General features: G+C 70.0%; 17 protein-coding genes. 7 read left to right on the plus strand and 10 right to left on the minus strand.

The window, feature by feature from the left end; translation table 11 throughout:
- Position 1: 1 nt before the first annotated feature.
- Both FVE25_RS21385 and FVE25_RS21390 read right to left on the minus strand, forming a co-directional pair.
- A complete protein-coding gene (locus FVE25_RS21385) occupies positions 2 to 1,063 on the minus strand; it encodes a CapA family protein (protein ID WP_157248768.1) in 1,062 nt (353 codons plus the stop codon).
- A 49-nt stretch (positions 1,064 to 1,112) separates the two neighbouring features.
- Positions 1,113 to 1,937, minus strand: a complete 825-nt coding sequence (locus FVE25_RS21390; protein WP_157248769.1) for a helix-turn-helix transcriptional regulator — start codon at positions 1,935 to 1,937, stop codon at positions 1,113 to 1,115.
- 72 nt (positions 1,938 to 2,009) lie between these two features.
- Here FVE25_RS21390 and FVE25_RS21395 point away from each other — a divergent pair, with 72 nt between their 5' ends.
- Both FVE25_RS21395 and FVE25_RS21400 read left to right on the plus strand, forming a co-directional pair.
- Positions 2,010 to 3,374 carry an MFS transporter gene (locus FVE25_RS21395; RefSeq protein ID WP_157248770.1) on the plus strand — a complete coding sequence of 455 codons (1,365 nt, stop codon included), beginning with the start codon at positions 2,010 to 2,012 and terminating at the stop codon, positions 3,372 to 3,374.
- Positions 3,375 to 3,460: 86 nt separating this feature from the next.
- A complete protein-coding gene (locus tag FVE25_RS21400; RefSeq protein ID WP_157248771.1) occupies positions 3,461 to 4,909 on the plus strand; it encodes a catalase in 1,449 nt (482 codons plus the stop codon).
- Positions 4,910 to 4,965: 56 nt separating this feature from the next.
- Here the strand turns inward: FVE25_RS21400 and FVE25_RS21405 are convergent, their stop codons facing one another.
- From FVE25_RS21405 to FVE25_RS21440, 8 genes are all read right to left on the minus strand, one after another.
- Complete coding sequence (locus FVE25_RS21405) at positions 4,966 to 5,580, minus strand: hypothetical protein (RefSeq protein ID WP_157248772.1); 615 nt, start codon at positions 5,578 to 5,580, stop codon at positions 4,966 to 4,968.
- Between the two features lie 212 nt (positions 5,581 to 5,792).
- Positions 5,793 to 8,396 (minus strand): ATP-dependent chaperone ClpB, encoded by a 2,604-nt coding sequence (gene clpB, locus FVE25_RS21410; RefSeq protein WP_157248773.1) that lies wholly within the window; start codon positions 8,394 to 8,396, stop codon positions 5,793 to 5,795.
- A gap of 6 nt (positions 8,397 to 8,402) precedes the next feature.
- On the minus strand, positions 8,403 to 8,753 hold the full coding sequence (locus tag FVE25_RS21415; protein ID WP_157248774.1) for a heat shock protein transcriptional repressor HspR: 351 nt from the start codon (positions 8,751 to 8,753) through the stop codon (positions 8,403 to 8,405).
- Between the two features lie 4 nt (positions 8,754 to 8,757).
- The gene (gene dnaJ / locus FVE25_RS21420; protein ID WP_157248775.1) at positions 8,758 to 9,936 is read right to left on the minus strand and encodes a molecular chaperone DnaJ; all 1,179 of its coding nucleotides are present in this window, start codon (positions 9,934 to 9,936) and stop codon (positions 8,758 to 8,760) included.
- Between the two features lie 15 nt (positions 9,937 to 9,951).
- Positions 9,952 to 10,602 (minus strand): nucleotide exchange factor GrpE, encoded by a 651-nt coding sequence (gene grpE, locus FVE25_RS21425; protein WP_157248776.1) that lies wholly within the window; start codon positions 10,600 to 10,602, stop codon positions 9,952 to 9,954.
- Positions 10,602 to 12,473, minus strand: a complete 1,872-nt coding sequence (dnaK, locus tag FVE25_RS21430; protein ID WP_157248777.1) for a molecular chaperone DnaK — start codon at positions 12,471 to 12,473, stop codon at positions 10,602 to 10,604. The genes grpE and dnaK overlap by 1 nt, the downstream gene beginning before the upstream one ends.
- A 269-nt stretch (positions 12,474 to 12,742) precedes the next feature.
- The gene (locus FVE25_RS21435; RefSeq protein ID WP_157248778.1) at positions 12,743 to 16,522 is read right to left on the minus strand and encodes a LamG-like jellyroll fold domain-containing protein; all 3,780 of its coding nucleotides are present in this window, start codon (positions 16,520 to 16,522) and stop codon (positions 12,743 to 12,745) included.
- A gap of 110 nt (positions 16,523 to 16,632) precedes the next feature.
- Positions 16,633 to 16,965 carry a hypothetical protein gene (locus tag FVE25_RS21440; RefSeq protein ID WP_246267262.1) on the minus strand — a complete coding sequence of 111 codons (333 nt, stop codon included), beginning with the start codon at positions 16,963 to 16,965 and terminating at the stop codon, positions 16,633 to 16,635.
- Positions 16,966 to 17,136: 171 nt separating this feature from the next.
- Between FVE25_RS21440 and FVE25_RS21445 the strand changes: the two genes are divergently transcribed.
- From FVE25_RS21445 to FVE25_RS21465, 5 genes are all read left to right on the plus strand, one after another.
- Positions 17,137 to 18,018, plus strand: coding sequence for a proline dehydrogenase family protein (locus tag FVE25_RS21445; RefSeq protein ID WP_157248779.1), 882 nt, complete (start codon positions 17,137 to 17,139; stop codon positions 18,016 to 18,018).
- A gap of 33 nt (positions 18,019 to 18,051) precedes the next feature.
- Complete coding sequence (proC, locus tag FVE25_RS21450; protein ID WP_157248780.1) at positions 18,052 to 18,846, plus strand: pyrroline-5-carboxylate reductase; 795 nt, start codon at positions 18,052 to 18,054, stop codon at positions 18,844 to 18,846.
- 65 nt (positions 18,847 to 18,911) lie between these two features.
- On the plus strand, positions 18,912 to 20,264 hold the full coding sequence (locus FVE25_RS21455) for an efflux RND transporter periplasmic adaptor subunit (protein WP_181019664.1): 1,353 nt from the start codon (positions 18,912 to 18,914) through the stop codon (positions 20,262 to 20,264).
- Positions 20,261 to 20,992: an ABC transporter ATP-binding protein gene (locus FVE25_RS21460; RefSeq protein ID WP_157248782.1), complete on the plus strand. Its 732-nt coding sequence runs from the start codon at positions 20,261 to 20,263 to the stop codon at positions 20,990 to 20,992. The genes FVE25_RS21455 and FVE25_RS21460 overlap by 4 nt, the downstream gene beginning before the upstream one ends.
- Positions 20,989 to 22,173, plus strand: a complete 1,185-nt coding sequence (locus FVE25_RS21465; RefSeq protein WP_157248783.1) for an ABC transporter permease — start codon at positions 20,989 to 20,991, stop codon at positions 22,171 to 22,173. The genes FVE25_RS21460 and FVE25_RS21465 overlap by 4 nt, the downstream gene beginning before the upstream one ends.
- The last annotated feature ends 4 nt before the right edge of the window (positions 22,174 to 22,177 follow it).

Consider the following 22,177-nt stretch of genomic DNA (forward strand, 5'->3'; position numbering starts at 1 on the left):
ACTAACGGGCGGACAGGCCCGTGCAAGAGCGGAGCGCCTTCCAGCTCGTGATCGCCTGGGTGCGGGCGGTGCCGGTCAGCGGGATCGGGGTGCCGCCCTGGATCGCGGCGGGTGTCCACTCGTCCTTGGTCACCTTGCGGCCGTTGATCGTCAGGGTGAGGACGCCGGTGGCGCTGTTGCCGTACCAGAGGAAGTTGCCCAGGCCGTAGTTGACGTAGGACTTGCCCAGGTAGCCGCTGCCCAGCAGCACGTGCGCGTGCCCGCCCACGACGACGTCCGCCCCCGCCTGGACCAGCCTCGGCGCCAGGGCGCGCTGCGCGGGGTTCGGGCAGGTCATGAGCTCGGTGCCCCAGTGGAGGTAGACGATGACGGTGTCGGAGTTCTTGCGGGCCTTCCTGACCTCCTGGATCAGCCGGGGCTCGTTCTTGGCCGAGGCCAGGCCGCCCTGGGCGTCGGTGGCGGTCCAGGCTTGGATGAACTCCGCGTCCATCACCTGGGTGGCGCCGATGATCGCGACCCGGTTGCCGTTGATCGTCTTGCGCCAGGGCTTGTAGGCGGCGTCCTCGTTCCTGCCGATGCCGACGACCGGGTACCTCGCCCGTTTGATCGCCGCCAGCGAGTCGGCCAGGCCGGTCTGCATGTAGTCCATGCCGTGGTTGTTGGCCATGGTGACCACGTCGACCCCGGCCGCCTTCAACGCGGCGAAGGCGCTCTCCGGCGCCCGGAAGGTGTACTCCTTGCCCGGCGCCTTCGTGCCGCCGGTCGTGATCGCCGTCTCCAGGTTGACCATCGCCAGGTCCGCCCGGCTCAGCACCGTGGCGATCGGGCCGAACGCGGTGCGGGGGTTGGCGTTCAGCCGGGTCCGCAGAATGCCCTCGAAGTGCACGTCCCCGCCGAAGGAGATCGTGTACGGCCGGCGCACGGGCGTCTTCTTGGTCGGGACGGTGGGGGAGGTCGGCATGGCCTTGCGGGCGGGGGACTTGCTGGGTTCGGAGGCGGCCGCGGCGCAGGCGCCGATGGCGATGGTCATGGTTAATGCCAGGAGGACACGGCTGATGGTCATCTATGGCCACTTTTCTCGATCCCACACTTCAGGGATTGAGCATGCCATGTCATACCGATTCGCGGGCGTGTGCCGTCAACCAGATGACCGCGGAGCGAGTGGCCTCGTCGGCCGGGCTGTACACGATCATGCGAGTTTCGGTGGCCGCGTCGCAGCTGAAGTTGGTGGTGGTGAAGCGGAGCTCGCCGACCGCGTCGTTGGTGAAGATCTTGGTCCGGCGTCCGGGGTCGGCCACGTCCTGCCGGGCCCACATGCGGGCGAACACCGGGCTGGCGGCGATGAGCTTCTCGGTGAACTCCCGCCAGCAGGGGTCGTGCGCGTGCCTGCTGTAGGCGCCGCGGAAGACCGCGACCGTCCTGGCCAGCTCTTCCTCGTCGTTGACCAGCCGGGTGGACAGGTCGCCGGGCCGGGTGAAGATCAGCCACAGCGTGTTGTGCTGCTGGCTTCCGGTGATCTCGGGAAACAGCGTGGCGTAGGCGGCGTTCCAGGCCAGGACGTCGTGGCGGCTGGTGGCGATGCAGGCGGGCATCGGGCTGAGCTGGTCGAGGATCTGCCGCATCTCCGCGGTGACCCGGCTGGAGTCGGCGGCGGGGATCGGGTCCTGGTGCCCGGCCAGGCGGAACAGGTGGAGGCGTTCGGCGGGGTCGAGCTGGAGCGTGCGGGCCACGGCGTCGAGCACGTGGATGCTGGCGTTGATGGGGCGGCCCTGCTCCAGCCACGTGTACCAGGTGACGCCCACTCCGGCGAGCTGGGCGACCTCCTCGCGGCGCAGGCCGGGGGTGCGCCGCCGGGTGCCCGGGGGCAGGCCGGCCATCCCGGGGGTGACGCGCTCCCGGCGGCTGCGAAGGAAGGCGGCCAGGTCTGTGCGCTTCATAACCAGGTATCCCCAATACCAGTATAAGCGGGCTCTCGTTACTGGTATCCAGTTTGTCGCATTCTGGTCGTCATGACTACTGGCACGCTTGCTCCCTCACCCGAAAGGACGAAGACCAGCGGAATCCTCCTGACGATCATCCTCGTCGGGCAGTTCCTGGCCATTCTGAACGTCAACATCGTCAACGTCGCCATCCCGACCATCGAGGGCGACATCCACTCCTCCGGCGCCGGCCTGCAGATGATCGTCGCCGGGTACACCATCGTCTACGCCGTCCTGCTGATCACCGGCGCGCGGGTCGGCGACCTGTTCGGCTACCGCAACGCCTTCCTCACCGGGCTGGCGTTGTTCACCGTGACCACGCTGGGCGCCGGGCTGGCGCCCTCGACCGGCTGGCTGGTGGTCTTCCGGCTGGCCCAGGGCGCCGGCGCCGCGCTGATGATGCCGCAGGTGCTCACGCTCATCCAGCGCAACTACCACGGCGCCGCCCGGGGCCGGGCCCTGGGGCTGTGGTCGGCCGTGGTCAGCGGCGGCATCGTGGTCGGGCAGGCGCTCGGCGGCATCCTGCTCGGCCTCGGCCTCGGCTGGCGGGTGCTGTTCCTGATCATGGTGCCGATCGCGGCGATCCTGCTGGTCGCCGGGCTGCGGGTGCTGCCGCCGGACGGCGGGGGCGGCCGGACCGGTCTCGACCCCGCCGGACTGATCACGTTGTCCGCCGCCGTGTTGTTGTTCGTGGTGCCGCTCGTGCTCGGCAGGCAACTGGGCTGGCCGCTGTGGGGCTGGATCTCGATGGGGCTCAGCGCGGTGGTCTTCCTGGCCTTCGTCCGCGTGGAGCGCTGGGTGTCCGGGCGAGGCGGGCGGCCGCTCGTGGACGCCTCCGTGCTACGGGCGCCGGGGATGAAGCCGGGGCTCGGGGTGCTGTTGTTCGGGCCGGCCACGTGGGGCGCCTTCCTGTTCACCTCGGCGCTGCACCTGCAAGGGGAGGTGCGCCTGTCGCCGCTGGAGTCGGGGCTCATGATGGTGCCGTGCGCGGTGGCCTTCGCCGGGGTCGGGTTGTTGTGGCCGAAGCTGCCGGCCAGGTTGCAGCGGACCCTCGTGCCGTTCGGGTACGTGGTGGCCGCGCCCGCCTACTTCGGGCTGGGGCTGGTCAGCGGGGGCGGCCTGCCATACGCGACCCTCAGCGCGCTCATCGGCGCCGGGCTGGGCGTGCAGATCGCGGTCACCAACCTCGCCACCCAGGCGGTCGCGGACGACTTCGCCGCCGACGCCAGCGGCGCGCTGCTGACGGTCATGCAGCTCGGGCAGGTGATCGGGGTCGCGACCGTGGGCACGTTGTTCATGGCTCAGGGTCAGGGCGCCACGGCGATCGCGCTGGCAGGGCTGGCCGCTTTGGCCGGTTTGTCATCTCTTTTCCTGGTTCGGCCGAAAGTTGGGTGACTCCTTTAGTTGAGTCATTCGGGTTTAGGGCATAGGTTGCCGTAGGGGGCGAAGACCTCCACCGACGACTTTTCGGGGGAAACGCGATGACCATCAGGCCCATCAGCACCGACGACGCCGGCATCCCGGCACCCAGTGACGAACACTCGCTGTCCGTCGGACCCAACGGCCCCCTGCTGCTCCAGGATCACTACCTGATCCAGAAGATGGCGCACTTCAACCGCGAGCGCGTGCCCGAGCGCGTGGTGCACGCCAAGGGCGGCGGCGCCCACGGCGTCCTGCGGATCACCCAGGACGTCAGCCAGTACACCAAGGCCAAGCTCTTCCAGCAGGGCACGGAAACCCCGCTGTTCCTGCGCTTCTCCACCGTGGCCGGGGAACTCGGCAGCGCCGACACCGCCCGCGACCCGCGCGGCTTCGCGATCAAGTTCTACACCGAGGACGGCAACTACGACATCGTCGGCAACAACACGCCGATCTTCTTCATTCGCGACCCGCAGAAGTTCTCCGACTTCATCCACAGCCAGAAGCGCCGCGCCGACAACCACCTGCACGACCACAACATGCAGTGGGACTTCTGGACGCTCTCGCCGGAGTCCGCGCACCAGGTCACCTTCCTGATGACCGACCGCGGCACTCCGGCGAGCTGGCGGCACATGCACGGCTTCGGCTCACACACCTTCCTCTGGTACAACGCCGCCGGCGAGAAGTACTGGGTCAAGTACCACTTCAAGACCGACCAGGGCAGCAGGAACCTCACCGCCGACCAGGCCGCCACGCTGGCCTCCAGCGATCCCGACCACCACATCCGCGACCTGCACGACGCCATCAAGGCGGGCGACCACCCGTCCTGGACGGTGAACGTGCAGATCATGCCGTTCGAGGCGGCGGCGGACTACCGGTTCAACCCGTTCGACCTGACCAAGGTGTGGCCGCACAGCGACTACCCCGAGATCACGATCGGCACGCTCACCCTGAACCGCAACCCGGACAACTACTTCGCCGAGGTCGAGCAGGCCGCGTTCGAGCCGTCCAACCTGGTGCCCGGCATCGACACCTCCCCGGACAAGATGCTCCAAGGGCGCCTGTTCTCCTACCCGGACACCCACCGCTACCGCATCGGCCCGAACTACAACCAGCTGCCGATCAACGCGCCCGCGTCACCGGTCAACAGCTACAACTTCGACGGCCCCATGACCGTCCGCAACCCCCGGGACCCGGTCTACGCGCCCAACAGCGTCAACGGCCCGGTCGCCGACCCCGCCCGGTACGCCGGCAGCGAGTACGAGGTGGCCGGTGAGATCATCCGCTCGGCCTACCGGCTGCACGCCGAGGACGACGACTACACCCAGCCGCGCGCCCTCTGGGAGAACGTGCTGTCCGACACCGACCGGGCCCACCTGGTCTCCAACATCGTCGGCCACGCCTCGGCGCCCGAGGTGAGCGCGGACATGAAGAAGCGCGTCGTCGAGTACTGGAGCAACGTCCACAAGGACCTCGGCCAGGGCGTCTCCCAGGGCCTCGGCCTGTCCTGACAACGGATCAGGGCCGCGACCCTCGTGAGGTCGCGGCCCTGATCATCGCCACGGGGTCAGGACAGCCTGAGTCCCCTGAGCAACTGGGTGACCCCGTCGGTCACCTCGTTGCCCTCGGGCAGCGGCACCGCCTTCAGCGCCTTGTCCGGCGACTTCGGCAGCGTGCGGCCGACCGTCGCGGTCGCCGACTCGCCCGGCTCCGGCAGCGCGATCGGCGGCTTCAGGCCCGGCACGCCGGACGCGTCCGGCAGATCGCTCAGCCGGCCCGACACCGGCGGCAGCTTCGCCGGGACGCCGGGAACGGCCGGGCTGCTGGGCAGGCCAGGCAGGTCGGGCGCGGCGGGCAGGCTCTGCATGCTCACCTTCCTGGGCATCCCGGAAGGCAGCGACGGCGTGCCCGCGGCCGCGGCAGCGCCGCCCATGTCCGCGAGACTGAACACCGCTGTCGCCTTCGACAGGCCGGGCAGGCCCGCCTTCCTGGCCAGAGTCTCGGCCGACACAGCCACGTCGCTGTCCCTCGGCGCGGTCATCCGCTCGCCGTACGTGCCGCTGAGCCGCGTGTGCGTCAGGTTGTCGCAGATCGAGGCCACCGTGGTCGGCGGCTTGAGCAGCGCCGCCTGGCTCGCGCAGTGGCCGGCCGCGCTCGCCGGTCCCGCCGCCAGCCAGCTCACTCCCGTGGTCAGAGTGGCTACCGCAAGGATGCTCCGGATGCTCCGAGATGACACTTCACGTCCCCCTGATCGTTCTTGGTGATCCGACGAACGCTGAAGCTAGTCACGCGGCCGAGACAGGGAGAGGCGCTTGTCCGAAGGGTGGGCCAGACCTTACCGAGCGCCCCCGGCCCGGGATCCAACCCACCCCTCGCCGTTGACCGGCGCTTGGCTCAGGCGGCCCGGGCCACTGTGAGCTCGTCGTCGCCCAGATCCACCCGAACCGTGTCGCCGTCCACCACCTCGCCGGACAGCACCGCCCTGGCCAGCTTGTCGCCGATCGCCGACTGCACGAGGCGGCGCAGCGGCCGGGCGCCGTACATCGGGTCGTAGCCGGTGAGCGTGAGCCACTCGCGGGCGGCCGGGGTGACGTCCAAGGTGAGCCGCCGGTCGGCCAGGCGCGCGCCCAGCCGGTCGATCTGCAGATCGACGATCCGGCCCAGCTCCTCGGAGCCGAGCGCGTCGAACAGGATCACGTCGTCGAGCCGGTTGAGGAACTCCGGCTTGAACGCGGTCCGCACCGCCCCCATCACCGCCTCACGCTTGGCGCCGTTCTCCAGCTTCGGATCGACCAGGAACTGCGAGCCGATGTTGGAGGTCAGGATGAGGATCGCGTTGCGGAAGTCCACCGTGCGGCCCTGCCCGTCGGTCAGCCGCCCGTCGTCGAGCACCTGCAGCAGGATGTCGAAGACCTCCGGGTGCGCCTTCTCCACCTCGTCGAGCAACACCACGGTGTACGGCCGGCGTCGCACCGCCTCGGTGAGCTGGCCGCCCTCCTCGTACCCCACGTAACCGGGAGGCGCCCCGACCAGCCGGGCCACGCTGTGCTTCTCGGAGTACTCGCTCATGTCGATCCGGGTCATCGCCCGCTCGTCGTCGAACAGGAACTCCGCCAGCGCCTTGGCCAGCTCGGTCTTGCCGACGCCGGTCGGGCCCAGGAACATGAACGAGCCCGTGGGCCGATCCGGGTCGGAGATGCCCGCGCGGCTGCGCCGTACCGCGTCGGAGACGGCGCGCACGGCCTCGGCCTGGCCGATGAGGCGGCGGCCGAGCTCCTCCTCCATGCGCAGCAGCTTGGCGGTCTCGGCCTCCAGCAGGCGCCCGGCGGGGATGCCCGTCCAGGAGGAGATGACCTCGGCGATGTCGTCGGCGCCGACCTCCTCCTTGACCATCGGCTGGGACTCGGTCCCGTTTTCATTCCCCCCATGCGCCCCCTGGGCTGCCGCGCTGGCCGCCTCGACCTCCTTCTCCAGCTTCGGGATCGCGTCGTAGAGCAGCTTGGATGCCTCGGCGTAGTTGCCTTCGCGCTGGAAGCGCTCGGCGGTGCTGCGCGCCTCGTCCACCTGCTTCTTCAGGTCGCCGACCTTGTTGAGCCCGGCCTTCTCCCGCTCCCAGCGGCCGACCAGGCCGTTGAGCTCCTCCTGGCGGTCGGCCAGCTCCTTGCGCAGCCGCTCCAGGCGCTGCTGGCTGGCCTCGTCGGTCTCCTTGGAGAGCGCGAGCTCCTCCATCTTCATCCGGTCGACGTTGCGCTGGAGCTGGTCGATCTCGACCGGACGCGAGTCGATCTCCATGCGCAGCCGGGAGGCGGCCTCGTCGACCAGGTCGATGGCCTTGTCGGGCAGGAAGCGGTTGGTGATGTAGCGATCGGACAGCGCGGCGGCGGACACCAGCGCGCTGTCGGCGATGACGACCTGGTGGTGCGCCTCGTAACGCCCCTTCAGGCCGCGCAGGATCGCGATCGTGTCCTCGACCGTCGGCTCGCCCACGTACACCTGCTGGAAGCGGCGCTCCAGCGCCGGGTCCTTCTCGATGCGCTCGCGGTACTCGTCCAGCGTGGTCGCGCCGATCATGCGCAGCTCGCCGCGGGCCAGCATCGGCTTGAGCATGTTGCCCGCGTCCATGGCGCCCTCGGCCGCGCCCGCGCCGACGACCGTGTGGAGCTCGTCGATGAACGTGACGACCTGGCCGTCGCTCTCCTTGATCTCGGAGAGCACGGCCTTGAGCCGCTCCTCGAACTCGCCGCGGTACTTCGCCCCGGCGACCATCGCGCCGAGGTCCAGCGAGACGAGCCGCTTGTTGCGCAGCGACTCCGGCACGTCACCGGCGACGATGCGCTGCGCCAGGCCCTCCACGACGGCCGTCTTGCCGACGCCGGGCTCGCCGATCAGCACCGGGTTGTTCTTGGTGCGCCGGCTGAGCACCTGGACCACCCGGCGGATCTCGGAGTCGCGGCCGATGACCGGGTCGAGCTTGCCGGTGCGGGCCCGCTCGGTCAGGTCGACGCCGTACTTCTCCAGCGCCCGGTAGGTGTCCTCGGGCGTCTCGCTGGTGACCCGGGCGTGCCCGCGCACCTTCTCGAAGGCGTCCAGCAGCGCCTCGGGCGTCGCGCCCTGCGCCTTGAGCAGCTCGGCCGCCTGACCGCCGTCGGCGGCCAGCGCGACCAGCAGGTGCTCGGTGGAGACGTACTCGTCCTCCAGCCGCTTGGCCCGCTGCGCCGCCGTGTTGATCACGGTCAGCAGCTGCCGCGAGCTCGACGGCGCCGACACCGTGGCGCCCTGCGCCTTCGGCAGCGCCGCCAGCATCTCCTCGGTCTTCGCCCGCACCGCCTTCCAGTCGGCCCCGACGGCCTCGAGCAGAGGTACGGCGGTGCCGCCCGTCTGGGCCAGCAGCGTGGTCAGCAGGTGAGCAGGAGCGATCTCCGGGTTGCCCTCCGCGGCGGCACGCCGCATGGCCCCCGAAAGCGCCTCCTGGCTCTTCTGGGTGAGCTTGTAATCCATATGTCCTTACGCCCCCGGTGGCAGCTCGTAGCGGATCAGCGCTCGCACCATCTGCATCTCGGCCCTGAGCCGGAGAACCTCCTCGCGCAGCCGCAGGGCCTCGGTCTCGAGCTCGAGAATGCGCTTGATCCCGGCGAGGTTGATGCCCTCCTCCTGGGACAGGCGCTGGACCTCGCGGAGCATGATGATGTCGCGCGTGGAGTAGAGGCGGCCGCGGCCGGCCGTACGGCCGGGGCTCACCAGTCCGAGCCGGTCATACTGCCGCAGCGTCTGCGGGTGCAGGCCCGAGAGCTGCGCGGCCACCGAGATGACGTAGACGGGGGTGTCGTCGGACAGGTCGAAATAGTTGGCGTCCATCGGCTTACTCGCTTCTGGCTCGCTGGATGAGTTCGGCGCGCGGGTCCTCACCCGCGGTCGCCGTGCTGAACTCCGTCAGCAGGTCGCGCGACTTCTCGTCGAGCGCCTCCGGCACGAGCACCTCGACGCTGGCGAGCAGGTCGCCCTTGGTGCCGTCCTTGCGGGCGGCGCCGCGGCCCCGGATCCGGAAGGTGCGCCCGTTGGGCGTGCCCGCGGGAATGCGCAGCGTGACCGGCATGCCCTTGAGGATCGGGACCTTGATCTCCGCACCCAGCGCGGCCTCGGCGAACGTCACCGGGACGGTGATCGTCAGGTTGGCGTCCGTGCGGCCGAAGACGGCGTGCGGCTTGACGTGGGTGACGATGTAGAGGTCACCCGCCGGGCCGCCGTTCTCGCCCGGCGCGCCCTTGGCCTTGAGCTTGACCCGCTGCCCGTCGGCCACCCCGGCGGGGATGCGCGCCTGGATCGTGCGGGTGCTCTTGGCCCGGCCGCTGCCGTCGCAGTCGGGGCACGGGTCGTCGACGATCAAGCCGCGGCCCTTGCAGTCGCGGCACGGCTCGGAGAAGGCGAAGTTGCCGAGGTTCTGGCTGGCCGTACCGGTGCCCTCGCAGGTCGGGCAGACGCGCGGCGTGGTGCCGGCCCTGGCGCCCGTGCCGGTGCACGACTTGCAGGCGGCGGAGCTGGTCAGGCGCAGCGAGACCGTGCTGCCCTCCACCGCCTCGGTGAAGGTCAGCGTGACCTCGGACTCGATGTCCTGCCCCCGCCGCGGCCTGCTCGAGCTGGTCGTACGGCCGGCGGTGCCACCCCGGTTGAACAGGCCGCCGAACAGGTCGCCCAGCCGCTCGCCCGCGCCGCCTCCGCTCTGCTGCCCGGCGGTGCCGCCGAACAGGTCACCGAAGTCGAACGGGAAACCGCCACCGCCCGGGCGCTGGCCGCCGACGCCGGAGCCGAACAGCGTCCGGGCCTCGTCGTACTCCTTGCGCCGCTTGGCGTCCGACAGGATGTCGTTGGCTTCGGAGATCTCCTTGAACTTGGCCTCCTTGGCGGTGTCACCCTGGTTGGTGTCGGGGTGATACTGCCGGGCCAGCTTCCGGTATGCCTTCTTGATCTCGTCTGCGGTGGCGGTCTTGGGCACACCAAGGACGGCGTAGTAGTCCTTCTCCAAGTAGTCCTTGGTGCTCATCGATGGCCCTTCGTCCTAGTTGTCGTCGTCGTTGCCGTCGTTAACGGGTGCGTCCTCGGGCTCGGCCACGGCCACCCGCGCCGGGCGCAGCACCCGGTCACCCATGCGGTAACCAGCCTGCAGCACCTCGATCGCCGTGGGCTCCGTCACCTCCGACGAGTAGCTGTGCATCAGCGCCTCGTGGATCGTCGGGTCGAAGGGATCGCCCTTCTGGCCGAACGAGGCGAGCCCGAGCTTGGTGACCGCGGCCTCCAGCGACTCGGCCACCTTCGCGAAGCCGCCGGTGAGCTCACCGTGGTCGCGCGCGCGGCCGATGTCGTCCAGGACGGGAAGGAGCTCGGCCAGGGCCGAGGCCACCGCCATCTCCTTGACCGCGGCGCGGTCGCGCTCGACCCGGCGGCGGTAGTTGGTGTACTCCGCCTGGAGTCGCTGGAGATCGGCGGTGCGCTCGGCCAGCAGGCCGGCTTCGGCCCCGGTCAGCCCGTTGGCGTCGGAGCCCGCCGGGCCCGCGGCCGTCGCCGAGGCCCACGCGTCGGCCATGCCGTCGCCGGTTTCGCTGACCGTCTCGGACTCGGTGTCGTGGGCGTCGGCGGGGTGACGTGCCTTGCCCGTCTCCGGGTCGATCTTGCGGTTGTCGCGGATCACCGGCTCCTCATCCCCCGGCATCACTGGTCCTTCTTCGGCTGGTCGTCGTCGACGATCTCGGCCTCGACCACGTCGTCATCGGCCTTGCCCTGCTCGGAGCCGGGCGTGGCGTCCTGCGGAGCGCCCTCGCCGCCCTGCTGCCCCTGGTTCTGGGCGTAGATCGCCGAGCCCATCTTCTGGCTGACGGTGGCGAGCTTCTCGGCGCTGGTGCGGATGACGTCGGTGTCGGTGCCCTCGAGAGCCTTCTTCAGCTCGGCGAGCGCCTCGTTGACCTCGGTCTTGATCTCGCCGGGGACCTTGTCGTCGTTCTCGCGGAGGAACTTCTCCGTCTGGTAGGCCAGGCCGTCGGCGTTGTTGCGGACCTCGGCCTCCTCGCGGCGCTTCTTGTCCTCTTCGGCGTAGGACTCGGCCTCGCGCATCATGCGATCGATGTCGTCCTTCGGCAGCGCCGAGCCGCCGGTGATCGTCATTGTCTGCTCCTTGCCGGTGCCGAGGTCCTTGGCGGAGACGTTGACGATGCCGTTGGCGTCGATGTCGAAGGTGACCTCGATCTGCGGGATGCCGCGCGGCGCCGGGGCGATGCCGGTCAGGTCGAAGGTGGCCAGCTTCTTGTTGTAGGAAGCGATCTCACGCTCGCCCTGGTACACCTGGATCTGCACCGACGGCTGGTTGTCCTCGGCCGTGGTGAAGACCTCGGAGCGCTTGGTCGGGATCGTGGTGTTGCGCTCGATGATCTTGGTGAAGATGCCGCCCTTGGTCTCGATGCCCAGCGACAGCGGGGTCACGTCGAGCAGCAGGACGTCCTTGACCTCACCCTTGAGCACGCCGGCCTGCAGGGCGGCGCCGATGGCGACGACCTCGTCCGGGTTCACGCCCTTGTTGGGCTCCTTGCCGCCGGTCAGCTCCTTGACGAGCTCGGAGACGGCGGGCATGCGGGTCGAGCCGCCGACGAGCACCACGTGCGCAATGTCGGAGACCTTGATGCCGGCGTCCTTGATGACCTGGTGGAACGGGCCCTTGGTCCGCTCGAGCAGGTCGGCGGTGAGCCGCTGGAACTCGCTGCGGGTCAGCTTCTCGTCGAGGTGCAGCGGGCCCTCGGAGGAAGCGGTGATGTAGGGCAGGTTGATGTTGGTCTCGGACTGGCTGGACAGCTCGATCTTCGCCTTCTCCGCGGCCTCGCGAAGACGCTGGAGAGCCATCTTGTCCTTGGACAGGTCCACGCCGTGGGCGTTCTGGAAGCGCTTGACGAGCTCGTCGACGACGCGCTGGTCCCAGTCGTCGCCACCGAGGTGGTTGTCACCGGAGGTGGCCTTGACCTCGACGAAGCCGTGCCCGTCCTCCTGGCCGACGTCGAGCAGCGAGACGTCGAAGGTGCCGCCGCCGAGGTCGAAGACCAGGATCGTCTGGTCCTGGTCCTTGTCCAGGCCGTAGGCGAGGGCGGCCGCGGTCGGCTCGTTGATGATGCGGAGCACGTTGAGGCCCGCGATCGTGCCGGCTTCCTTGGTCGCCTGGCGCTGGGCGTCGTTGAAGTACGCGGGGACGGTGATCACGGCGTCGGTGATCTTCTCACCGAGGTACGCCTCGGCGTCCTGCTTGAGCTTCTGCAGCACGAACGCGCTGATCTGCTGAGGCGAGAACTTCTTGCCGTCGATCTCCTGGGACCAGGTGGTGCCCATCTCCCGCTTGACGGAGCGGATGGTCCGGTCCACGTTGGTGACGGCCTGCCGCTTGGCGACCTCGCCGACCAGGACTTCGCCGTTCTTCGCGAAGGCGACCACGGACGGCGTGGTCCGCGAGCCCTGCGCGTTGGCGATGACCGTGGGCTCACCGCCCTCGAGGATCGAGACGACAGAGTTGGTCGTCCCCAGGTCGATACCTACCGCACGTGCCATGAGTACGTCCTTGTAGTCAAAGTTGAGTCCGTTGCACTCAAGTTACGAATGAGAGTCGTCTTTGTCAAACGACTTGAGCGTACCCGGCTCAACCCACGGTGGGTGCGCCGGCATTCCCCCTATCCGGCACGACAGGGGTCATCGCTGACACCACCCGTAACGCCGCAGCTTGGCCCGGGGTTCCGGACGTCGCCGGCGACCCTGGTCCTGCTGCGGTCAAGGGGGCGGCTGGACCGACGAGCGGCCCAGCCTGCCCAAGGGGTGCGCGGTCAGGTGATGGGCGTGTTCATGTCGGTGGTGATCTGGGCTGGGGTGAGGGCTCGGTTGTAGATGCGGACTTCGTCGATGAGGCCGGTGAAGTATTCGCCCCAGACGGCGTTGCCGCCGATGCGGAGGGTGCCGTTGTCGGTCCGGATGTTTCCGGATGCGGTGACGGAGCTCACTTCTGTGCCGTTGACGAACAGTTTCAGGGTGGTGCCGTCGTAGGTGGCCGCGGCGTGTGTCCAGGTGTTCACCGGGAGGGGTGTGGTGCCGTAGAGGCCGCGTTCTGCGGTGGTGTGGATGGTGCTGTGGGCTCGGTCGTTGAGGTCGAGGGAGTAGGCCAGGTCGTTGGCGTACTGCTTCATCGCGATCGTGCGCCAGCCGGTCGTGGTCGTCGGCCGGATCCAGGCTTCCAGGGTCATGCCGCCGGTCAGGCGGAGACTGGGTGAGTCCGGGACCGTGACCCAGCTGGAGGTGCCGTTGAACGACAGGGCGGTGCCGTACCTGCCGGTGGTCGACCACGCGGCGGCGGTGGAGGTGCCGTTGTTGCCGATGCCGGAGGAGTCGGCGACCGTGACCCCGATGCCCTCGTTCATGCCGTAGGCGGCCACCAGGCCCTGGCCGGTCGGCGGCGCCGTCACCGTGGCGGTCGCTTCTCCGGATGAGGCGCTGGTGTTGGGAACGGAGTCGAAGGCGCGCACGCGGTAGTAGTACGTCCCGGCGGCCAGGCCGGAGTCGGTGAACGACGTCGACGGGGTGGAGCCGACCTGGTTGGCCCCGGACGGGGTGAAGTTCGGGGTGGCCGATCGGTGGACGGTGTAACCCTCGACGCCCACGTTGTCCGTGGAGGCGGTCCACGACAAGGTGGCGAAGCCGGCGCCGCCGGCGGCCGTCAGGGAGCCGGGGGCGGTGGGCGGCTGGGTGTCGGGCGGTTGCGGGGTGCCGATCGGGGTGTTCATGTCGGCGGTGATCTGGGCTGGGGTGAGGGCTCGGTTGTAGATGCGGACTTCGTCGATGAGGCCGGTGAAGTATTCGCCCCAGACGGCGTTGCCGCCGATGCGGAGGGTGCCGTTGTCGGTCCGGATGTTTCCGGATGCGGTGACGGAGCTCACTTCTGTGCCGTTGACGAACAGTTTCAGGGTGGCGCCGTCGTAGGTAGCGGCGACATGCGTCCAGGTGTTCACCGGCAGGGGTGTGGTGCCGTAGAGGCCGCGTTCTGCGGTGGTGTGGATGGTACTGTGGGCCCGGTCGTTGAGGTCCAGCGAGTAGGCCAGGTCGTTGGCGTACTGCTTCATCGCGATCGTGCGCCAGCCGGTCGTGGTCGTCGGCCGGATCCAGGCTTCCAGGGTCATGCCGCCGGTCAGGCGCAGGCTGGGTGAGTCCGCGACCGTGACCCAGCTGGACGTGCCGTTGAACGACAGCGCCTTGCCGTACTTGCCGGTCTGAGCCCACGTGGTCGCGGTGGCCGTGCCGTTGTTGCCCGACGGCGAGGCGTCGCCGACCGTCGTGCCGGCGCCCTCGTTCATCGAGTACGCGGCCACGAGACCGGGCGGGTGCTGCACGGTCTGGTACGTCGCCGTGTACGTGGCCGCCGTGGCCGGGGCGGTGATGTTGTGGGCCTGGGCGCCGCCGTCCGACCAGGAGACGAAGCCCTGGTCACCCTGGGGCGAGGGCGCCGAGACACTGACGCTCGAGCCGACGATGACCGTGCGGGTGAACGGGGCGACCGTCTGTTCGGCGTTGAAGCCGAGCAGCAGGCCCGGCGGGCTGGTCTGGAAGGTCAGGTTCACCGTCTTCGGCTGCAGCAGCACGCTCTTGGTGTCGGTCAGGCCGTGCGCGTCCGTCACCGTGAGCTTGAGCTCCAGGTGTGACGGGTACTCGTGGTCGGGCGCCTGGAACGAGCCGCCGGTCCCGGTGAACGTGGTGATCTCGTGCTCGTGGCAGCCGCCGGGGCAGTGGTGCAGGATCAGCGACCAGCGCATGCGCGAGCCGGGGATCGTGCCGTCCTGGGCGTCCGTGCCGGTGCCGGAGAAGGTGACCGTCTCGCCGACCGCCCAGGTCCTGGCGGACGTCGGGCTGGTGATCGCGGCCGTGGGCGGGGTGTTGCTCACGTTGATCGTGACCGTGGCGTCGCCCTGGCCGCCTCTGCCGTCGCTCACGCGTAGCCGGACCACGTACGACCCCGGTTGCGTGTAGGCGTGCGACGGGGTGGCCGAGGTGGAGTCGTCGAGCTCGCCGTCGCCGTCCAGGTCCCACGCGTAGGTGAGCGGGTCGCCGTCGGGGTCGCCGGAGCCGGTGCCGGAGAAGGTCACCGCGAGCGGGGCGTCGCCGGAGGTGGCACTGGCCGTGATCGCCGCCGTCGGCGGGGTGTTGTTGTACAGGTACCGCACGATCGTGCCGGCGTTGTAGTCCACCGCGAACAGGTCGCCGTTCGGGCCGGTCTCCAGGTCGACCACGACGACGCCGTTGTCGAACGTCTGGATCGTGGCCGGGTCCGGCAGGCCGTTCGCGCCCTTGGTCATGACCCAGATGCACGCGCGGGCGTAGTCGGAGACGAACAGCGCGCCGTCGTAGGCGGGCGGGTACGGCCCGGCCTCGTAGAAGGCCACGCCGGTGGACGCGGACAGGCCGGTCGGGCACGGGTCGTTGGGCGCCGGCCGGGTGCTGTGGTTCCAGGTGAAGTACGGCGCGGCGTGCGCGGACGGGCCTGCCGCGTAGAAGTTCTCGCACAGGGTGAGGTTGAGCGCGTCGTAGCCGCCCTGCCGGTTGGGCCCTTCGTAGCAGGGCCAGCCGAAGTTCGTCACCCCTGAGGTGGGCGCGGCGACGCGGTTGACCTCTTCCCAGGTGTTCCAGCCGACCTCGCCCGTCCACATCTCCGCGGTGCCGGGGCGGTTGGTCAGGCGGAGGGGGTTGCGCAGGCCGGTGGCGACGATCCTGGCGGCGTTCGGGTCGGGGCTGGCGGCGTTGGGGTTGCCGGGCGCCGCCGCCCCCGTGTCCGGGTTGATCCTGATCATCGTGCCGTCGAGGCCGGCCGGGTCGCCCGTGGTGCGGATGTCCTGGGAGCGCAGCGCGCCGCCCTCGGCGGCCGGCGGCGTCAGCGCGGTGCCCACCGGGGAGGGCGGGTCGCCGCACGGGTTGTCCGGCGTGATGTCGGAGGCGGGCAGGTTGTCCTGGCCGTAGTCGGCGAAGTTGAAGCTGGCGCCGTCGCCGGAGGTCGCGTACAGCATGCCGTCGGGGCCGAACTGCAGGTCGCCGATCGAGTGGCTGGGGTGCTGCTGGCACCAGTCGGTGATCAGGGGCGTTTCCGCGCCGGTCGGGGAGATGACCGACAGGCGGCCGGTGATCAGGCAGCCGTCGCCGGTGGGGCCGGGCGGGGTGGGGCACGGGTCGTCGGTGGCGCCGGCCGTACCCCATCGTGGAGCGGTCCCACCTGGGACGGCGTCGTAGGAGTACAGGACGTACAGCCGGGGGTCGGCGGGGAAGGACGGGTGGAGCGCCATGCCGAGCAGGCCGCGGTCCCAGAAGTTGTGCACCTGGGTGCGCAGGTCCGCGTAGACGGTCGCGGTGGTGTCGGCGAGGGAGTCGTAGACCTTGATGATGCCGCTCTTCTCGGCCACGAAGACGCGGCCGTCGGCGGCGAACTCGACGTTGGTGGGGCGGGTCAGGCCGCTGAAGACGACCTGTTTCTGGAACTGCGCCGGCAGGGCCTGTGCGGGTGTCGCGGTGAGCGCGGCCACGCCGGCGATGAGTAAGAGCAGGGACGTCAGGGTGCGTAAGAGCCGTTTCAAGAGAACCCCCCAGTGACCGGGTTTTGTCTTGATCTACGCAATGAATGAAGCGGAAGTCACTGGGGATGTCCTCTTCTGGACATTTTCCTGCTTGTTTAAGCTTTTACTGCCTATTTGAGCTTTGCGCCGTCGACGATCTTGCGCTTGCCCAGCGGGGTCTTGAGCTTGACGGTCGTCGTCTTCTGGATGGCGATCTCGATGCAGGCGACGTTCTGGGCCTTCTGGTCCGTGCCCTCGTAGAGGGTGATCGTGACCCTGCTGCCGGACTCCTTCACCTCCACCCGGTCGAGCACCGTGCAGGGAGCCACGCCCGACCACCAGGTGAGCCTGATCTTCCTGCCGCGGTCGTATGCCTTGGCCTTCAGGTAAGGAATCTTGCGGGTGTTGATCGTGTTGCCGATGGGTTTCACCGGCTCCGGGCCCTTGGTGGGGGTTTGCGTCACCGGCCCCGAGGTCAGAGTGGCGACCTTGGAGCTGGCCAGATTCTGGGGCGGCGTCGCCGTACCGCAACTCGTTGCCAGAACCAGGCATCCAGCCAGGAGGATTGTCCGCATAACCCTTCGACGGATGCGATCGTGCCCAGGTTCACGGGGGCGGAAGTTAGGGTGATGGGCGTGCTTCGTCGGGCTCTCATCGCCGCCTCCACAAGTGACCGCGCCGAGCGTGTGGTCTCCTCCTCCCGCCTGACCAGGGAACTGGTCCGGCGCTACGTCGCCGACGACATCGGCGCGGTCGTCACCGAGCTGACCGACCGGCGGCTGCTGGTCACGGTCGACCACCTGGGGGAGGAGGTGCGTGACCGGGCGCAGGCCGAGAACGCCGTCCACGCCTACCTCGCCCTGCTCGACCGGCTGCCGCCCGGCGCCGACGTCTCGGTCAAGCTGACCGCGCTCGGCCTGCGGCTGTCGGAGCAGCTCGCCCTGGACAACGCCGCCACGATCTGCGACGCCGTCACCGGCCGCGGCATCACGCTCACGCTCGACGCCGAGGAACACGACACGATCCCCGGGCTGCAGTCCGTCCACGCCACCCTGCGCAAGGAACACCCCGACGTCGGCATCGTCGTCCAGGCGTACCTGCGCGACGCCGCCGAGCGCTGCGCCCGCCTCGACGGCGCCCGCGTACGGCTGTGCAAAGGCGCCTACACCGCGCCCGGCGCCCACACCTCCGCCCGGGAGATCGACCGCTCGTTCGTGCGCTGCCTCAAGATCCTCATGTCCGGGACCGGCTACCCCATGGTCGCCACCCACGACCCGCGCCTCATCGAGATCGCCGCCGCGCTGGCCGTGCTCAACGGGCGCGACGCCACCGCCTTCGAGTACCAGATGCTGTACGGCGTGCGTCCCGCCGAGCAGGAGCGGCTGGCCGGGGTCGGCGCCCAGGTGCGCGTGTACGTGCCGTTCGGCGCCGACTGGTATCCCTACCTCATGCGCCGCCTGGCCGAGCGCCCGGCGAACCTCGCCTTCTTCGCCCGATCCCTGCTCTCGCGAAGCTAGATAGGCTGTCTGCCTACCCTCGGAGAGGCTGACATGATCGCGATTCTGGGCACGGGCAAGATGGGCGAGGCGCTGCTGTCGGGGCTGCTGCGGGCCGGGTTCAAGCCCGGTGACGTCGTGGCCACGACCCGCCGCCCGGAACGTTCCCAGGCGCTGCGCGACACCTACGGCGTGCAGACGGTCTCCAACGCCGAGGCCGCCAAGACGGCCGACACCCTCATCCTGGCCGTCAAGCCGCAGGACATGGCGACGCTCCTGGCGGAGATCGCCCCCTACGTTCCCGACGACCGGCTGGTCATCTCGGCCGCGGCCGGCATCACCACCGCCTTCGTCGAGCAGCGCCTGGGTGTGGACGTGCCGGTGGTCAGGGTCATGTCCAACACGCCGATCCGCTTCGACGAGGCCATGAGCGTCATCTCGGCCGGCGCGCACGCCGGCGAGGAGCACCTGCGGCGCACCGAGGACCTCCTGAAGCCGGTCGGCAAGGTCCTGCGCATCCCCGAGTCGCAGCAGGACGCCGCCACCGCGCTGTCCGGCAGCGGCCCCGCCTACTTCTTCTACCTGGTCGAGGCCATGGTGGACGCGGGCATCCTGCTCGGCATGCCGCGCGCGGCGGCCCTCGACATGGTCACCCAGTCGATCGTCGGCGCCGCCATCATGCTGCGCGACTCCGGCGAGCACCCGGTCATCCTGCGCGAGGCGGTCACCAGCCCGGGCGGCACGACGATCGCGGCCATCGCCGAACTGGAGCGCCACAGCGTGCGCGCCGCCTTCCTGGCCGCCATCGAGGCGGCCCGCGACCGGGGCAGGGAACTGGCCGCCGGGTGACCGGAAACGCTGCTTAGCCGGACGTCGCCTGCGACCCCGACGGGGGCGTGCCTACGATGGATGGGGTGACGATCCGTCGCGGAATCCCCCCGCTGCTCGTCCTTCTCGTCCTGACCGGCTGCGCGGCCGACGTGCCGCCCGCCGTACAGCTCGCGGAAGTCAGGCGCGCGCCCGTCACCGAGGTCGTCGAGGCCCCGGCCACGATCGGCGCCCGCGCCACCGCAGCCCTGCGCGCCCCCGCCCAGGGCACCATCGCCAAGCTGTACGTCGGCGACGGCGAACCCGTGAAGAAGGGCCAGATCCTCGCCAAGATCCGCTCTCCCCAGGCCGAGGACCAGCTCACCCAGGCCAAGAAGGCCGCCCGCCCCGCGCGCATGCCGTCCATCGGCGTGCCCCGCATTCAGTTGGCCGCCTTCGACACCTCCGCGCTCGACCGCAAGGTGCTCGCGCACTTCGCCCAGGCCCGGCGCGAGGCCAGGAAGATCCGCGAGCTCCGGCTGCGCAAGCAGGTGCTCGAGGCCGTCGACCTCGCCCGGACCCAGTACCGCGCCCAGACCAAGGCGCTGGCCGGGATCACCGCCCAGTTAGGACGGACCGTCTCCCAGGTGCTCTCCCAGACCACCAGCGGCCTCAGCGCGTCGATGTCCTCCCTTCAGGCCGCCTCGCTGACCCAGGCGAAGGCCGCGGTGAAGGTCGCCAAGGGCACCGTGGACGCGCTCACCATCAAGGCCCCGTTCTCCGGCGTGATCACCCTGGGCCGCGCCTCGGGCTCCGGCTCCGGCGGCTCCGCGGCGCTCGGCGGTCTCCTGAGCCAGATCCCCGGCGGAGGCGGTGCCGCCCTTCCCGCCACGCCCTCCACCGGCGGCACCACGGTCGCGGCCGGCGTACCCGTCTCCGCCGGGGACACCATCGTCACCGTCACCGACATCTCCGAGCTGACGCTCTCCGCCGACATCGACGAGACCGACATCCTGCTGGTGAAGCCCGGCGCCAAGGCCGAGGTCGAACTGGACGCCGTCCCCGGAGCCACCTACACCGCCAAGGTCGCCGGCATCGGGGTCACGCCCCTGCAGTCCAGCACCGGCGGCGTCAGCTACCCCGTCCGCCTGACCCTGGGGCCGGGAACCTTCGACGACTCGACCGCCGCCCCCGCCCCCAAACCCGGCATGAGCGCCGTCGCCCGCCTGATCGTCCGCGAATCGCCCGCCGCCGTGTCCGTCCCCGCCTCGGCCATCGTGACCAGCGGCCGCGAAAGCGTCGTCTGGGCCGCGACCGCGAACGGGGCCGCCCAGCGGCGCGTGGTCAAGCTGGGCGCCCAGGGCGAGGCGGTGGTGGAGGTCCTCAGCGGCCTCACGGTCGGCGAGCGTGTGGTCGTCAAGGGCGCGGACTCGGTACGGCAAGGCCAGCAGTTGTCATGACAGCGGAACCTGCGGCGGGCGCCGGGCCGGCGGCGTTGGAGGCGGTTGAGCTCACGCGGAGCTACCAGCTCGAAGGCGTGGCCGTCGAGGCGCTGCGCGGTGTCTCGCTCCGGATCGGCCAAGGGGAGTTCGCCGCCATCGTCGGCCCCTCCGGATCCGGCAAGTCGACGCTCATGCACCTGCTGGGCTGCCTGGACCGGCCGACCTCCGGGCAGTTGAGGGTCAACGGCGTGGAGATGTCCGGCCTGTCCGACACCGAGCTGGCCGAGCTCAGGAACCGGACCATCGGCTTCGTCTTCCAGTCCTTTCACCTGCTGGCCCGCACGTCGGCGCTGGACAACGTGGCGCTGCCCCTGGTGTACCGGGGCGTGGGCCGTACCGAACGCCGCGAGCGGGCGCGAGCCGCGCTGGAGGCCGTCGGCCTCGGCCACCGCCTGGACCACCGCCCCTCCCAGATGTCCGGCGGGGAGCAACAGCGCGTGGCCATCGCCCGGGCACTGGTCGGCGAGCCGAAGGTGCTGCTGGCCGACGAGCCCACCGGCAACCTCGACACCCGCAACGGCGCCGAGGTGATGGCCATGCTCGACCGCCTCAACGCCGGCAGCGGCGTCGCCATCGTCCTGGTCACCCACGAGCAGGACGTCGCCGCCCACGCCCGCCGGCAGATCCACGTCCGCGACGGCCGCATCGAAGCCGACACCGCCACTGCTCGTGAGGAGGACCGGTGAGAGGGCGCGAGGCGTTCGGCATGGCCTTGGAGGCATTACGGGTCAACCGGATGCGGAGCCTGCTCACCATGCTGGGCGTGATCATCGGCGTCCTGTCGGTCGTGATCCTGGTCTCGGTGGGCACCGGGGCGAAGGACACCGTCGAGCGGGAGATCTCCGGCCTGGGCAGCAACATCATCCTGATCGTCCCCGGCCGGCTGAACATGGGCGCCGCCCCCACGCAGAGCCGCCTCGACCTCACCGACGTCGCCTACGTGCGCCGGGTGGTCGGGGATCCGGGCAAGGTGACGGTGTCCCTGCAGTCGGGCGAAACCGTGCGGGTCGGCAGGGCCGAGACGTTCTCCACGATCATCGGCACCGACGAGAACCTCCCCAACATCTTCGCCCGCCCCCTGGCCAAGGGCCGCTATCTCAGCGAGACCGACGTGGACACCCGCCGCCGCGTCACCGTGCTGGGCTCGGAAGTCGCCGTGAAGCTCTTCGGCGACATCGACCCCCTGGGCCGCCAGGTGACGATCTCCGGCGCCCGCTTCCGCGTCGTCGGCGTGTACGGGCCGCTGGGCTCCGCCTTCGGCGTGGCCCGCGACCAGGAGATCCACATGCCGGTCACCACCGCCCAGCGCCTGCTCGGCATCCCGCGCATCAACGGCATGGCCGTCGGCGCCTCCGGCCCGGACGAGATCGAACCCCTCCAGCACAAGGTGGTGGACGCCCTCGTGGACCGCTACCCCGGCGAGCACTTCTCCGCCGTCACCCAGACGCAGCTCCTCGGCACCATCGGCACCGTCATCAACATGCTGACCGGCGTCCTGGCGGCCATCGCCGGCATCTCCCTGCTGGTCGGCGGGGTGGGTGTGTCCAACATCATGCTGGTCAGCGTCCGCGAGCGCACCCGGGAGATCGGCCTGCGCAAGGCCCTGGGCGCCCGGCAAGGCGACATCCTCCGCCAGTTCCTCATCGAGGCCGTCCTGCTGACGACCATCGGCGGCGCCATCGGCATCCTCCTCGGCGTGGGCGGCTCCCTGGCCATCGACACCTTCACCCCGGTCCCCGCCTCCGTCACCCTGTGGTCGCTGGCCCTGGCCTTCGGCGTATCAGCGGGCGTGGGCGTCTTCTTCGGCGTCGCCCCCGCCCGCCGGGCCGGAAAGCTCGACCCCGTCACCGCGCTCCGCGCCGAATAGCCTT

It is taken from the genome of Nonomuraea typhae (genome assembly GCF_009760925.1).
In the GTDB taxonomy this organism is placed as follows: Bacteria; Actinomycetota; Actinomycetes; order Streptosporangiales; family Streptosporangiaceae; genus Nonomuraea; species Nonomuraea typhae.